This is a genomic window from Psychrosphaera sp. 1_MG-2023 (assembly GCF_030548245.1).
Taxonomy (GTDB): domain Bacteria; phylum Pseudomonadota; class Gammaproteobacteria; order Enterobacterales; family Alteromonadaceae; genus Psychrosphaera; species Psychrosphaera algicola.
Genome location: NZ_JAUORW010000011.1, coordinates 157,273 through 171,686, shown reverse-complemented (window position 1 = coordinate 171,686; position 14,414 = coordinate 157,273). Strand labels below are relative to the sequence as shown.

Here is a 14,414-nt window from a genome sequence, read left to right as displayed (position 1 = left end):
TTACTGCCAGAAAAACTCGTCATCTCAAAATCGCGAAGCGATATTTGAGATCTCCTTCAATATGCAGAGGACGTTTTATGTCCTGAAATCATGAGCCAATTTAAAGCGATCTATGAACCTCCTCTGTATTTGGCACTAGGGAGATTGCGACTCCATTGCTAGAATTTTGAGTTTAATTAAATATCCAGCCATAGATTTCAAGTAGGGCAACCGAGTCATAATTTGAGGTATGAGGAACATTGTCAATTTCTGAAAAGGTTACAGGTTTAGAACAATCTTGCCATACTTGAGTTGTTGTTCCATTGCTAACTGCAGTTACTTTAGCCTGTTGAATTGTTTCAAAAGTATTACTGCAACCGTTCTTTAACTGCCAGTGCGCTATGGTTTCGTCGACAGATCTTATCCGTCCTAATTCTCGACCTATTATTGGAACTTCACTATCTATATAACTATGGATATGGTGTATGGCAACGGGTGTTGCAGTAGAGCATTTTTCAAACTCTCCACGAAACTGACCTGCTAGTGCCACGATTCCAGTGATTTTTTCAGGGATAGTACAGGCAAGTTTATAAGTCATAAAACCGCCAGCGGAATACCCTAAAAAATACACAATGTCGCTCGTGATGTTATATTCGATTTTCAATTGGTCTATGACACTACTTAAAAAGTTAACATCACCTAATTTATTTTCTGTGTCGTTTACACTGTCCCACCCCCAGAATCTATTGATCCCTTGTGGTGTTGCTACAAGTAAATTTTGAGTGTCACCAAGTAACTTTGAATTAAAAATCGTGTTCACTTTTTTTGGGCTTCCCGGAGCGCCATGTAATAATATTGCAATACCTTTAATTGGTAAATCCGGTGCATATACAGTAATGTCACGGCTCTCCAGAGTAATACAATCCATATTCTCAGGAATTGTAACTCCCGAACATTGAATTGTTGCCTCTACAGTATCAATGGGTTTTGTTGAACTGTCGCTACTACAACCAGAAAGTAGATATATCAGTAGAAATAACATTAAAATATTTGATGTTGATACGTATCTATTCATTTTACTTCTCATTATTTGTGGAAACATTAGCTTGTCACTTTGCAAGGTTTACTCAATAAAGAAGCGGCTATGATTTTGTAATGGAATTGTAATGGTCTGTTAATAAGGGGATTGCAGGCCGTTTGGTTAGTTCCATGTCTGTTTAACTTGTTATAAAATTCTAATATTAGATACGTTTATTAGTAGGCCGGTGCTGAACTTTTTCCTTTTAAGTATAAATAGATGTTAGCCAAACTGACTGTTGTGGGATAAGTATAGGAGAGAGTAAAAAGCCGCTAAAAAGCGGCTTTTAAATTGAGGCGTTTAAACAAATATTATTTGTACTTTCCGCCTTTGGCGATAATTTCCTGCGCCATAATATCTGCTATTTCATGTGTAGGGCGGTTTTCATTGTCAGCACGTTGAAAAATTTCTAACAAGGTATCGTAAATTTCGTGAACCTTGGCTGTCGCTTTTTCTGCACTATAACCATCTTCATCTTGCTCAAAAAAGATATTAATTATGCCGCCAGCATTAATTGCATAATCAGGGGCATATAAAATTCCCTTATCTTTCAGCGCATCGCCATGATGTGGTTTTGCTAACTGATTGTTTGCACAACCAGCAATAATTTTTACTTTAAATTGCGGTATCGTGTCGTCGTTAACGGTCGCACCGAGTGCACACGGAACATAGATGTCTGCATCCACAGCATAAATGTCATTTAAACCAACCGCTGTTGCAGCGTAATGCGTAACAGCGTAATCAATTGAGTCATTGTTTATGTCAGTTACAATAAGCTTGGCACCATCATTGTGTAAACGTTCACATAAATACATACCTACTGAACCTAAACCCTGAACTGATAGCGTTAATCCTTCAAGGTTATCAGAACCAAACTTATGTTTTGCAGCGGCTTTGATGCCGAGATAGGTTCCAAGCGCTGTAAACGGCGCAGGGTTTCCACTTTGGCCCTCTAATCCAACAACATAATCTGTCACACTATGGGCTTGCATAATATCGGCTGTTGTAATATTTACGTCTTCAGCAGAATAGTAGGTACCATTCATGTTATTAAGTTTATGGCCAAAGGCTTTAAATAAGGCTTCAGACTTTAACTTTTTAGGATCACCTATAATAACAGCTTTACCGCCACCAAAGTTTAATCCAGCTAACGCATTTTTGTACGTCATGCCTTTTGATAAACGAAGTACGTCAATTAACGCGTCTTCATCTGAGGCGTAATTCCAAAAACGACAGCCACCAACAGCCGGCCCACAATTAGTATTATGAACGGCGATAATTGCTTTTAATCCCGTTTCCTGATCTGAACAGAAAACAACCTGTTCATGGTTGTCAAATTCGACTTGAGAAAATACAGACACAACTGCTCCAGTAATATAGATATGATCAGCAGGACTCTACCAAAGCTGCTTTTTCTCTACCAGTATTTAGAAAAAGCCACTTCTGGTGCGACCAGTTTGAAGTGTAAATAAATTAGCGCTTGTAGCCTAACTAATTAATTAGTACAGTCTTGAAAAAATAGCGAATAAATAAAATGTCTGAAAATAAAACAAATACCTTAACTGAAGAAGAAATTAATCAGTGGTGCAAAGCATCATATCAAGAAGCGACTAAAATATTAGCGCAAAACGGGATCATTACCGAGTCTGTTGATACTAAAGACAGTCGTTATTTACCGCCTGTCATTGCATTCTGGAAACTAAAATCAACTGACGGCAACCAATTTTGGGTTGTATGTGGAGAAATTAAACATGACTTTCTCCCTGTGTCTGCGGCAAATTCGGCACGTGAAGCTGCGCGGTCTTTTGCATTACGTTGGCAAATTGAAGTCGAACAACTCGTGACAAAACAACAGGTTGAAACTGATGAAGCGGTAATCGAACAGCTAAAACAGGAAGCTGCAGATACTAACTTTTGTGCAGATAGACTTTATCAAATTTTTGAAATAGAAAGCTTTTGGGGTTAGGCCATTTTTGCACTAGAAGCCTTAGGTTTTTAGTGCAATATTCCATGAGGGCAAACAAAGCTATTTACCGAACAGCTTAACGTTTGCTTGGGTAGCCCTGTTTCCATATAAACACCTCCAACAGGTTTGAATCCTTGATTAGTAAAATAACTTACGTTATCAAGTTCTGCATCTATGGTAACTTGATTGATCCCTTTCCTATGCGCAATAGACAACAATTGTTGGATTACCTTTTGTGCAGCGTTGGTGTTCCTATATTTCATCAAAACAGCAATACGACTAATTTTCCCATTTTCACAAATACGTCCAGTTGCTACCGCTTTATCGTCTTCGTTTCTAACTAATACGTGTTCACAATTTATGTCGTTGTTATCAAACTCTTCCGTTTCAGGAATTCTGTGTTCGCAAATAAAAACCTTATTTCGTACTTCTTTTATCTCCTCGATATAATCGGTTTCTCTACGCCAATTAACGTTATTAACCTTGTAACTCATGTTCATCCAATATAAAAAAATAGCCGTAATTAATAAGTGTAGTAATAAGTTGGCTATTTTCTATACAAAAATCATGTTTTTTTAATATTAATGTCTCGCTTGATGAGCAGGAAATTAATTTATTCGCAAATTCAACTTGTTGAGAACTCAGCGGGTAATTTTCACCATCACAGAATAAAGTCAAATTTTCCTCGTCGCTGGAAATTGCGAGTTTAACACCAAGCACTTTTTGAATTTCAATTTCGCTATTAAATAATTCGTTACCATAATCTGCTGGGATTCGTTCCGCGAGGGGTTCTACATTCAACTCTCGCGTCGCTGCGGTAAGTCGAGTTAATAAATAATGTTCAAATTGAGCCTTGTCACCGACTAGGTCTAGTACCTGTTTTTGCAATTGGGTAATGTTTGCAGGAGATAATCCAAAACCAGAGGTGTCGTTGTTAATAACCGTGTCAGTGAAGCGGTCTAATCCAAGGTTTTGATCAATGATATGATCGGCAATACCACTTAGCAATTCTTGACTCGAAGGCGCTCTAAATCCAATGCTGTAAGCAAGAGCGCTTTCTATTGTTTCGCCTTGATGAGGTGAGAAAGGGGGAATATATAAAATGTCACCATTGGTAACGGTTGCGTCAATTATCGGTTCAAAAGCCGGTACGTGGAGCAGGTCGGTTGCCGCTTCAATGTGTTCTATTTCTTTATTTACCGCTCCAACTTGCCATTGTCGTTTCCCTATACCCTGAACGATAAAAACATCATATTGATCAAAGTGGGGACCAACCCCTCCGCCTGGTGTAGAGAACGAGATCATAACATCGTCAATTCGCCATTTTGGAATGAAATTAACCATAGATTTAAGTTCATCAACAGAGTCAAACCAATTGTCGACGCCTTGTACCAACAAGCTCCAGCAACGTTCACCAAATTGACTAAAGTCCTCAAAAGGCCCCTGTGCAACTTTCCAGTTGTTATCTGAGTTGGTTATTACTCTAGAGTCAATAAAGGATTCCATCGCTAAGCCAGCCACTTCATCGGGTGCAATTGGTGATGGAAAATTTGGTAATGCATTTTTTAGTAATATTGGTTTTTTTTGCCAATAGTCTTTCAAAAATGTTTCTTTTGAAATAGTTTGCCAATTGATATTCATAAAGTGACTTCTTAATTTGTAGGATGATGGGCAATAAAAAAGCCAGTCAATAGACTGGCTCTTTTTACGAATATAAACTTAGTTTAATTCGTCGATAAATGCGACAGCACGGCCGATGTAGTTTGCCGGTGTTAATAACTTAAGTTCAGCTTTAACACTATCTGAAAGGTCTAAACCATCGATAAATTCAGCCATAACTTGTTGGTTAACTTTTTTACCACGAGTTAGGTCTTTTAATTTTTCGTAAGGTTTTTCAATACCGTAACGACGCATAACGGTTTGAATTGGCTCTGCTAACAATTCCCAGTTATTGTCTAATTCATCAAGCAAACTTTGAGCATTAACTTCTAATTTGCTAATGCCTTTTAACGTGGCTTGATAAGCAATAATTGAATGTGCAACACCAACACCTAAAGTACGTAGTACTGTAGAGTCAGTCAAATCACGTTGCCAGCGCGAGATTGGCAATTTTGTTGCTAGGTGACCGTAAATAGCATTAGCAATTCCTAAGTTACCTTCAGAGTTTTCAAAGTCTATTGGGTTAACTTTGTGAGGCATTGTTGAAGAGCCGATTTCGCCTGCTATGGTTTTTTGCTTAAAGTGACCCATTGCAATGTAACCCCAGATATCACGATCAAAATCGATTAATATCGTGTTAAAGCGCGCCATTGCGTCAAAGATTTCAGCGATGTAGTCATGTGGTTCAATTTGGGTAGTAAACGCATTAAAGGTTAAACCAAGTGAGGTTACAAACTCTTCAGCGTGTTGATGCCAGTCATGTTCTGGGTAAGCAGAAATGTGCGCATTGTAGTTACCAACAGCACCATTAATTTTTCCTAACATCTCAACGTTAGCAATTTGTTCACGTTGACGTTGTAGTCGAACATAAACGTTTGCCATCTCTTTACCCATAGTAGATGGTGTTGCCGGTTGACCATGTGTACGACACATCATCGGCATAGATTTGTATTCGTTTGCTAAGCGTTTTAACTCAGACAAAATTTTGTCACAGTATGGCAAAACAACGTCTTTGCGAGCAGCAGATAACATTAAACCATGTGAAAGGTTGTTTATGTCTTCAGAGGTACAAGCAAAATGAATAAACTCGTTAACTGCAGTTAATTCTGCATTGTCAGCAACCTTTTCTTTTAAAAAGTATTCAACGGCTTTTACATCGTGATTTGTTGTAGCTTCAATATCTTTAACACGCTGCGCATCGGCCTCTGAAAAGTTATCAACGATTGCATCTAAAAGAGCATTAGCTTCTGCAGAAAATTCAGGTACTTCCTGGATTGCAGCCGTTTTCGCTAATTTTTGTAACCAACGTACTTCAACGATAACACGGTATTTTACCAGACCAAATTCACTGAAAATTGGACGTAATTCTTCAGTTTTATTGCCGTAACGGCCGTCAACTGGTGAGATTGCAGTAAGTGCAGATAGTTGCATGACGTTGCTTTCCTCTATTCCTAACTAATGGATGTTAATTCATTTTTAAACGATAGTGCGTCTTGCAATATGCGTTTGCGATTCAATAAAAAGTGTCTTCTTTGGCCGCCTAGTTGACGCCATAAAACAGCGGCGCGTACGCCTGCTAATAACAAGGCTCGGACTTTATTTTGAATGTCCGGTTGTTTTAATATGTCTGGATTGCCAATGATTTGAATTTTTTGCCCGATTGGACTGATAATTTCGCGATAACTGTCTGCAAAGTTTTGCACAACAGAAGGCGAGGTTAATTCAAAATGTTCTAAACGGCGTTCAACGTTTTCAAGTGATGTTGTCAATTGATTTAGTGCTGAATTTGATTTTAATAATTTTTTTGCCAAAGACATTATACCTGCAACATAGCGCGTAACTTCTACGTCGCGTGTTGTTGTTTGTCCTGACAATTGATGGACGAGCAGGTCGCAACCATCACTTAGCTCAACAATAGACGGATATACATCAAATACAGTCTTAGGTGAGGTGATCATAATGCCGCTTAAAAGCGCATTAAAGTTAGTTTTATCGTAAGGTTTGCCTTTGGCCAATAGTTGAATTAACTGAGCCGACAGGCAAACGGCCGATAATGCGATTGTTTGGGCGCGCTGCGATTGTTCCATCATTTATCGAATATAACTCTCAATGATCCCGCCACCTAAACACACTTCACCATCGTAAAATACTGCTGATTGCCCCGGCGTTACCGCTCGTTGAGGTGAATCAAATATCACTTTAATCGTGCCATTTTCCAAATCAGGGAAAACGGTACATTCGATATCATCTTGGCGGTATCTTGTTTTAACGGTTAACCTAGATTCGACCTGTGGACCTTTGCTATCGACCCAATTTAATTGTGATGCGTGTAGTCCATTAGAAAACAGCAAAGGGTGGTTTTTACCTTGACCAACGATAAGCACGTTTCTCTCGACGTCTTTATCGACAACAAACCAAGGTTGATCTTTAAATTCCTTCAAACCGCCAATTAGCAGGCCTTTTCGTTGACCTAACGTATGATACATTAACCCTTCGTGTTGACCGATGACTTCGCCCTCAGGTGTTTCAATGTCACCTGGTTGCGCTGGTAAGTATTGTTGTAAGAAGTCTTTAAACTTGCGTTCACCGATAAAACAAATGCCAGTCGAGTCTTTCTTATCTGCTGTTATTAAACCTTGTTCTTCAGCAATACGTCTAACTTCTGGTTTTTCTAGCTCGCCAACAGGGAATAAGGTTTGTCCTATTTGTGCCTGATTTACGGCGTATAAGAAGTAACTTTGATCTTTGTTAGAATCAAGTCCACGTAACATTTGGGCATTGTTGTCATCCGCTGTCCGTCTGACGTAATGGCCAGTTGCAATATAGTCAGCAGATAAAATTTCTGCGGAAAATTGCAAAAACGCTTTAAACTTAATTTCTTTATTGCACATAATGTCAGGGTTTGGTGTTCGACCCGACTTGTATTCTTCTAAGAAATGCTCAAAAACATTATCCCAGTATTCTGACGCAAAGTTAACGGTATGCAGTTCAATGCCAAGTTTGTCGCATACTGCCTGCGCATCTTTAAGATCTTCAGCAGCAGAACAATATTCTGAGTCGTCGTCTTCTTCCCAATTTTTCATGAAAAGGCCTTCAACTTGATAACCTTGCTTTTGCAATAAATACGCAGAAACCGACGAATCTACGCCGCCAGACATACCTACGATGACTTTTTTAGTCGAATTCTCAGAGAAACTTTCAGACATGAATTGGGACAAAAAACCTATACGCTTAAAATTGGCGCGGATTTTACCACAGCTGACATTAAAAATGTATCGCTTGGGGTGTTAATTTTGTTATTGATTAGCAATATTTATTTAGTGGAAAAGCGATCATAAAAGGCTGGAGAGAACTCAGCCAGCCTGATATTAAGGGGAATTTACGTTATAGCTTAATAATACCTAAGTTCTTGCACTTTCCCCCAAAATACTCGATAAGAATAAGCTGTGTACGCTAATATCGTTGGTACAACAACGATTGCACCATATAATAAGAAGTTCAAAGATTCTGGCGCCGCCACTGTTTCCCATATAGTGAGGTGTTGAGGTACGATATACGGGAAAAAACTGTAACCTAAACCCGCAAAGCTAAATACAAATATGAGCGCTGTCATGATAAACGGCAGACCTGGGAACTGGTCTTTAAATTTTTGTAGGTGTTTCAGATACATATAAGTTAAAACAAATAAAATGGTACAAATTACCGGGATAGGGACCAAAAATATTGAGTTTGGCCAAGTAAACCACTTTAAATAGATTTGTGGATTTAAAGCTAAGTTGGTTAACGATACTGCAATTACACCGATAAAGGTTACGATAAGCATCTTTTTGCCGTTTTTAATGGATCGTATTTGTAGCTCGCCTTCAGCCTTCATGGTTAGCCACATAGCACCGATAAAGCAATAGGCCGCACAAACCCCTAAAGCACTTAATATAGCAAAACTGTATCCGACTAAACTTTTGTCGAAACCCGTAACAAATAGTCCTAACATAAATCCCTGTGACAGCGCGGCGATAAAAGAACCAAATTTGAACGCTTTGTCCCATGAAGGTTTGTGGCCAAACGAAGCCTTAGCTCTAAAATCGAATGCCACGCCTCTGAGTATGAGCCCAATTAACATAACAGAAGCGGGTATATACAATTCCTTTAATATCAAGCTATGTGCCTGTGGAAAGGCGATTAATAGTAAGCCAATCGCTAAAACTAACCAGGTTTCGTTAGCATCCCAAAATGGGCCAATACTCGCGACCATAATGTCAGATTCTGACTGGTTATCTAACGGTAATAACATGCCAACTCCTAAGTCGTAACCATCCAAAATTGCATACAAGATTACGGAGAGGCCCATTAAGCATACGTAAATTATGGCAAGGGTATGTTGATCAAACATGCTGATTCTCCAATGTATTTGACGCCGGCTGTTTTAAAACAATAGTCTCACTTATGTCTATTTCTTCTATTTCGACCGCACGTCGAGCCATAACAAAAATGGTATGTAGATAAGCCGCGAGTAGTCCCACATAAGTTAAAATATATAAAGTCAAACTTGTTGTAACATGTGCAGTAGGCAAGTCAGTCACAGCTTCACTTACTTTTAGAATGCCTGAAACGATATAAGGTTGACGGCCTATTTCAGTCACATACCAGCCAGCAAGTGTCGCTATCCAACCGCTAAAACTCATACATACAAAGGTCGTTGTTAACCAGTTGGGGACTGCTTTTTTGCGAAGGATATAACTTCCGGCTAACCAAGAAACCAATATCATGAGTAGACCCATGCCAACCATGACACGAAAACTGAAAAATACAGGTAAAACAGGAGGGTGGTTTTCTCCAAATTCGTTAAGACCCTTTATTTCGCCATTTTTATCGTGGGTTAAGATAAGACTGGCTAAGTTTGGGATCCCTATTTCAAATTTATTTGTTCTGTTTTTTTCGTCAGGTATAGCAAACAACAAAAGAGGAGCCCCTTCTGTCGTTTCCCAAACGCCTTCCATTGCAGCTACTTTTTGTGGCTGATTCTCCAACGTATTTAAGCCATGTAAATCCCCAACAAATGCTTGAATGGGTGTTAGTAACATCGCTGCAATAACCGCTATTTTAAACGTGAGTAACGGCGCTCTTTTGGTATCACCGCGTTTGATCCTATAGGCGCTGATCCCTGCAATTAAAAATGACGCTGTGATAGCGGAAGCCAATAACACATGAAAAAATCGAAATGGAAATGAAGGGTTAAAGATGATTTCCATCCAATTAACTGGATAGACAATACCATCGACAATTTTGTGTCCTTGAGGAGTCTGCATCCAAGAATTAAGCGACAAGATCCAAAATGCTGACATTGTGGTGCCAAAGGCAACAATACAGGTGGCGAGCGTATGTACACGAGCAGACACCCGCTTTATGCCAAATAACATAATGCCTAAAAACGTCGCTTCGAGGAAAAATGCCGTTAATACTTCATAACCTAATAAAGGTCCGGCAACATTACCAACCCGCTCCATAAATCCGGGCCAATTGGTTCCAAACTGAAACGACATGGTAATGCCACTAACCACACCTAATGCAAACGTTAAGGCAAATATTTTGACCCAAAATCGGTAAGCTCTCATCCAGACTGGATCGCCGGTTTGATCAAATCGTATTTTAAAAAACACTAAAAACCAACACATCGCAATAGTGATCGTTGGAAATAAAATATGAAAACTAATGTTTATTGCAAATTGAATGCGCGACAAAATCTCGACATCAATCATGGCGTATACTCCTAGGTAGAAGAATTGACTTGTTTAGTTATTTTGCGACTTTGTTATTAAGAATTTTGTCTTTCATATCTAAAACTTTGCCGACTCCGGCTCCGAGTTTCATTAACGTTTTTAGATTATCCGGTTTCATTGTTTGAAGTTCGTTTGCCCAAACAGTCACGGTTTCCAGCAATTCGTGGATTTCAAACATCTTTTCCTGTGCGAATTGTTCTTGCTGGTTGGCTGGTTCTTCTAACATTACGGTTCTTAGTAACGATAATGTCGGGTCCATTTCACGTTTTCGTCTCTCTTCAAATACGCGAGTAGCAAGGTCCCAAATAGATCCGTCCGGAGCATAATAGTCTTTTCGATCACCGGGAATATGATGGGTTTTAATTAATCGCCACGACTGCAACTCTTTTATCCCCATAGAGACATTGCCTCGAGAAATGTTCAGGGTTTCGGAAATGTCATTTGCTGTGAGTGGTGATTCGTTTATGACAAGCAACCCGACCATTTGACCAATAGTACGATTAAAGCCCCAACGACTGCCCATTTCACCACAATGCATTACAAATGCTTCGATTTTAGATGTCATTCTCATGTCAATGTGCCTATTTTTGTTTTGTAGTTTTTGAGTGTTCAGTAATTTCTGAAACTTTAAATTGTTTATTGATCTAAATCAACAAAATATTTAACTTTGTAAAGATAAAATCGTGCGGTATTAAGTGCTAATCTCTCTTTTAACTAGGTTTTAACTTAAATCACCCTTAAGGTAGATTGACTCGCAGGTGTTCTGTTTTCAGCTAAAAATTTAAACCCGTTAAATTTGTAGGAGTCCCATGCGTTTATTCATGATTTCATTGATTTTTATAAGTTCAAGTTCATTTAGTCTTCCACTTGAAAATTTGTCTGCGGGCCTTACAACGGATATCCCCATCGGCAAGGTCGATGGCCTAATACTGCGTATAAATATTGCTTTGCCAGCGCGGCAAAATAAGACGCTATCTCCAGTAATGGTGTTTATTCATGGCGGCGGGTTAATCAAGGGGGATAAAAGTAAATTTAACAAACACCTAGAAAAGATGGCAAAACGTGGCGTTGTTGCAGCAAGCGTAATGTATCGACTTGCACCTGAGTATCGTTTTCCTGCGGCTATTGAAGATGTAAAGTCTGCAATTCGTTTTTTAAAGGCACATTCAGAAGCGTTCAACCTAGATCCAAACCGGATCATTGTCAGCGGAATATCAGCGGGTGGCTATTTAGCAACTATGGTTGGGGTAACAGGGAATGCAGAAGGATTTGATGATCATGGCATTTACCCAAACTATGATGCGTCGGTACGAGCTGTTATTGCGTATTCAGGAAGTCTTGCCGACTTTAGGCGCAAGGAGTACCAAGATTTTGTATTAGTTGAGCGCTTTGCCAACAGCGAACAAATAGATAAACAGGTTGCACTCGCAGCCATTTCACCAATAACGTATCTAGATAAACTAGACCCACCTTTTTTCCTCGTCCATGGTACGGCAGACAATGTTGTACCTGTACAAATGACACGAGATTTTGCACTTGAATTAAAAAACAGCGGTCATGAATTTGAATACATCGAAGTCGAGGGGGGTGAACATAGCTTAAGTCATTCTCGTCCCAAACAAGCAAAAGCTGTGTTTAAAGCTTCTATGGCGTTTTTCAAAAAACACGCATTTGTAGAACAAATTCAACCAAGGTAGTTAAGTTTACTGTACTTTTATTGTGTTATCTATTTAGGTTTAGCAACTTCTGAGCTGAGTCTTGCTTGCGCATTTACAAAAAAACTGAAATATGGATGTTCTTTATCAACCACCTCTAAAGCGATATTGGCTTGTTTCAGGGCTGCTTGTAGGTTGCCATTCATTTCATAACCATAGGCTAACCCGTATTGTGCATCTGCGGAATCAGGGTGAAGTTTAATATTGTGTTTAAATACTTCAATAGCGGATTCAAATTTTTGCTGGTTAATGAGGTTATAGCCAATTTGCCTGACATTTGCCTCTGGTGGTATCGTGACGATGCCCCACTGTGACGATAGGCGCTTGTAATATAGGTCAATAGAAGTTGGATTTCCGATATATGCGCTCATTGGCATCTGCATAGGTAAAAACAAGCTGTGATAAGCATTAAATAACCCTGCTGGGGTGGTTAAAGCATGTGCCACATTTGGAAAAACATCGGTAACCAATTTTAAATCAGAGGGTTTGTTATTTTGCAAAAATGAATGAAAGTCATCGTAAACTTCGCGCATTTCCCCACCTTCTTCGCCGATGTTCATATATAAATAGTTATCAAAGTGTTTTGTTTTGGATATGAATTTTTTAGCCTCTTGTACGGTTGTTCTCGCGCCCCACCAAACCGCTGGGCTAAACGCTAAATGCGCTTGGAATAGGTGAGGTCTGCTGTGCAAAGCGTGTATGACCAAAAGCCCACCAATAGACGAACCAGAGAAAATTCGATAATCATGTGTTCGGTAAGTTTTATCCATGCGCGGGATCAATTCCATTTCAACAAAATTGAGGTATTTGTCGCCACCACCCCCTTGTCCGACAGGGCCTCTAGGATCTTGGTTTACCGTTGGTGTTAAGTCTCTAGTCCTGTCTGTGTTTTCAATGACGGCAATTATGACTTCAGGCGCCGCTTTTTGTTCGACAAGCCTGCTTAGCAAACCTGTCAACAATGACAAGTCATCTTTTGACCCCGGCAGATAAATAACTGGGTATGTTTTTTCAGTATTTGAAAAATAGTCTTTGGGTAACTTAACTAGTATTCTGCGCTCTTCGTTTAATTGTTTCGAAAAGAAAACTTCATAATGTACCGATTCTTCATTCGCATGAACCGCAAAAATGTTAGTTAAGCTCAAAATGAATAAACAAGTAGCCTTAAAAAATCGCATATTAATTCCGTGTTTAGTTCTGAAAAAATGATTTGCATTGGAACGTATCCAACACGTTATCAATACAGTAAGAATGACAAATTGGCCACTGATTGGCTTTTGTAATTGCACTTTTACCCAACAATCTTGCTGTTGTTGCCGAATTTACAGCGCATTGCCGCAATTACCAACCTAAATTTTTTTACGAAGGTGGGACTTGTGTTGGTGCTGTACCTGATTTAGTTAACGATATTTGAAGAGCGGAGGCATCATATTATTTGGATGAGAGTGCCTTGGGCATGGACATTCTAAATGTCGTTGCTAATCATGCTTTTAATCAGTTTTATTTAGCCTCAATATTTCTAGTCTCAATATTTTTGTACGTTCTCTTTTTTGGAGCCGTTGATCGTATTTACAACATATTTTTAAAACCGCATAAAATAAAGTGGAATACCAAACCGAAAACGGTATTACTTTTGTTCAATAACATTGAATGTACCTGTTTCAATACCGTCCAACGTCCAGTTTCCAACACGATATCGAATTAACCTTAGCGTAGGGTGTCCAATATGAGCGGTCATTCGCCTGACTTGACGATTTCTACCTTCACTAATGGTGATTTCTAACCAACATGTTGGTATTGATTGCCGCTCTCTGATTGGTGGATTTCTTGGCCCTACTAGTTCAGGTTGCGCAATTATCCTAATTTCGGCGGGTTTAGTTAAGCCATCTTTAAGCTCTACGCCATCACGCAATTGTTGTAATTTTTCATCATTTGGAATGTTTTCGACCTGTACCCAATAGCATTTGGTTGTTTTAAATTTAGGACTGGAGATTTTATTTTGCAATTTTCCGTTATTGGTTAAAACAAGCAAGCCTTCACTGTCTCTATCTAATCTTCCCGCCGGATATACCGCGGGTATATCGATATAATTTTTTAGGGTTTCACGGCCATCAGCATCGGTAAATTGGGTCAGCACATTAAAAGGTTTGTTAAACAATATTATTTTAGTTGTTGTCGGCTCAACCTTGGTTGATGCATTACTAGGTTTGGTTGTTTTCCGCCGAGCCATAGTTGCACCA

Annotated in this window: 15 protein-coding genes; 3 read left to right on the top strand and 12 right to left on the bottom strand. The window is 39.2% G+C overall.

From position 1 onward, the window contains the following. Positions 1-172: 172 nt before the first annotated feature. Positions 173-1,054, bottom strand: a complete 882-nt coding sequence (locus Q4575_RS12225) for a PHB depolymerase family esterase (RefSeq protein WP_303523087.1) — start codon at positions 1,052-1,054, stop codon at positions 173-175. A gap of 314 nt (positions 1,055-1,368) precedes the next feature. Continuing rightward, positions 1,369-2,418 carry an amino acid dehydrogenase gene (locus Q4575_RS12220; RefSeq protein ID WP_215962300.1) on the bottom strand — a complete coding sequence of 350 codons (1,050 nt, stop codon included), beginning with the start codon at positions 2,416-2,418 and terminating at the stop codon, positions 1,369-1,371. 173 nt (positions 2,419-2,591) lie between these two features. Between Q4575_RS12220 and Q4575_RS12215 the strand changes: the two genes are divergently transcribed. Then, positions 2,592-3,023, top strand: a complete 432-nt coding sequence (locus tag Q4575_RS12215) for a DUF4826 family protein (RefSeq protein ID WP_272179841.1) — start codon at positions 2,592-2,594, stop codon at positions 3,021-3,023. A gap of 29 nt (positions 3,024-3,052) precedes the next feature. Here the strand turns inward: Q4575_RS12215 and Q4575_RS12210 are convergent, their stop codons facing one another. From Q4575_RS12210 to Q4575_RS12175, 8 genes are all read right to left on the bottom strand, one after another. Continuing rightward, positions 3,053-3,517 carry a GNAT family N-acetyltransferase gene (locus Q4575_RS12210; RefSeq protein ID WP_272179840.1) on the bottom strand — a complete coding sequence of 155 codons (465 nt, stop codon included), beginning with the start codon at positions 3,515-3,517 and terminating at the stop codon, positions 3,053-3,055. Further along, complete coding sequence (locus tag Q4575_RS12205; RefSeq protein ID WP_215962303.1) at positions 3,501-4,664, bottom strand: cupin domain-containing protein; 1,164 nt, start codon at positions 4,662-4,664, stop codon at positions 3,501-3,503. The genes Q4575_RS12210 and Q4575_RS12205 overlap by 17 nt, the downstream gene beginning before the upstream one ends. A gap of 78 nt (positions 4,665-4,742) precedes the next feature. Further along, the gene (gene purB / locus Q4575_RS12200) at positions 4,743-6,113 is read right to left on the bottom strand and encodes an adenylosuccinate lyase (protein WP_215962304.1); all 1,371 of its coding nucleotides are present in this window, start codon (positions 6,111-6,113) and stop codon (positions 4,743-4,745) included. Positions 6,114-6,133: 20 nt separating this feature from the next. Continuing rightward, the gene (gene hflD / locus Q4575_RS12195) at positions 6,134-6,772 is read right to left on the bottom strand and encodes a high frequency lysogenization protein HflD (protein WP_215962305.1); all 639 of its coding nucleotides are present in this window, start codon (positions 6,770-6,772) and stop codon (positions 6,134-6,136) included. Beyond that, positions 6,773-7,888, bottom strand: a complete 1,116-nt coding sequence (mnmA, locus tag Q4575_RS12190; protein WP_215962306.1) for a tRNA 2-thiouridine(34) synthase MnmA — start codon at positions 7,886-7,888, stop codon at positions 6,773-6,775. A 185-nt stretch (positions 7,889-8,073) separates the two neighbouring features. Next, complete coding sequence (cydB, locus tag Q4575_RS12185) at positions 8,074-9,072, bottom strand: cytochrome d ubiquinol oxidase subunit II (RefSeq protein ID WP_215962307.1); 999 nt, start codon at positions 9,070-9,072, stop codon at positions 8,074-8,076. Then, a complete protein-coding gene (locus Q4575_RS12180) occupies positions 9,065-10,438 on the bottom strand; it encodes a cytochrome ubiquinol oxidase subunit I (protein WP_215962308.1) in 1,374 nt (457 codons plus the stop codon). The genes cydB and Q4575_RS12180 overlap by 8 nt, the downstream gene beginning before the upstream one ends. A gap of 37 nt (positions 10,439-10,475) precedes the next feature. Continuing rightward, a complete protein-coding gene (locus Q4575_RS12175) occupies positions 10,476-11,030 on the bottom strand; it encodes a GbsR/MarR family transcriptional regulator (protein WP_215962309.1) in 555 nt (184 codons plus the stop codon). Positions 11,031-11,268: 238 nt separating this feature from the next. Here Q4575_RS12175 and Q4575_RS12170 point away from each other — a divergent pair, with 238 nt between their 5' ends. After that, positions 11,269-12,156: an alpha/beta hydrolase gene (locus Q4575_RS12170; protein WP_303523086.1), complete on the top strand. Its 888-nt coding sequence runs from the start codon at positions 11,269-11,271 to the stop codon at positions 12,154-12,156. A 29-nt stretch (positions 12,157-12,185) separates the two neighbouring features. On the opposite strand, the gene Q4575_RS12165 is transcribed toward Q4575_RS12170, so the two are convergent. After that, positions 12,186-13,352, bottom strand: a complete 1,167-nt coding sequence (locus Q4575_RS12165) for an alpha/beta hydrolase-fold protein (protein WP_215962311.1) — start codon at positions 13,350-13,352, stop codon at positions 12,186-12,188. Between the two features lie 92 nt (positions 13,353-13,444). Between Q4575_RS12165 and Q4575_RS12160 the strand changes: the two genes are divergently transcribed. After that, a complete protein-coding gene (locus Q4575_RS12160) occupies positions 13,445-13,588 on the top strand; it encodes a hypothetical protein (protein WP_303523085.1) in 144 nt (47 codons plus the stop codon). Between the two features lie 213 nt (positions 13,589-13,801). Here Q4575_RS12160 and Q4575_RS12155 read toward each other — a convergent pair whose 3' ends face one another. Then, complete coding sequence (locus Q4575_RS12155) at positions 13,802-14,404, bottom strand: pseudouridine synthase (protein WP_272182511.1); 603 nt, start codon at positions 14,402-14,404, stop codon at positions 13,802-13,804. Positions 14,405-14,414 lie beyond the last annotated feature (10 nt).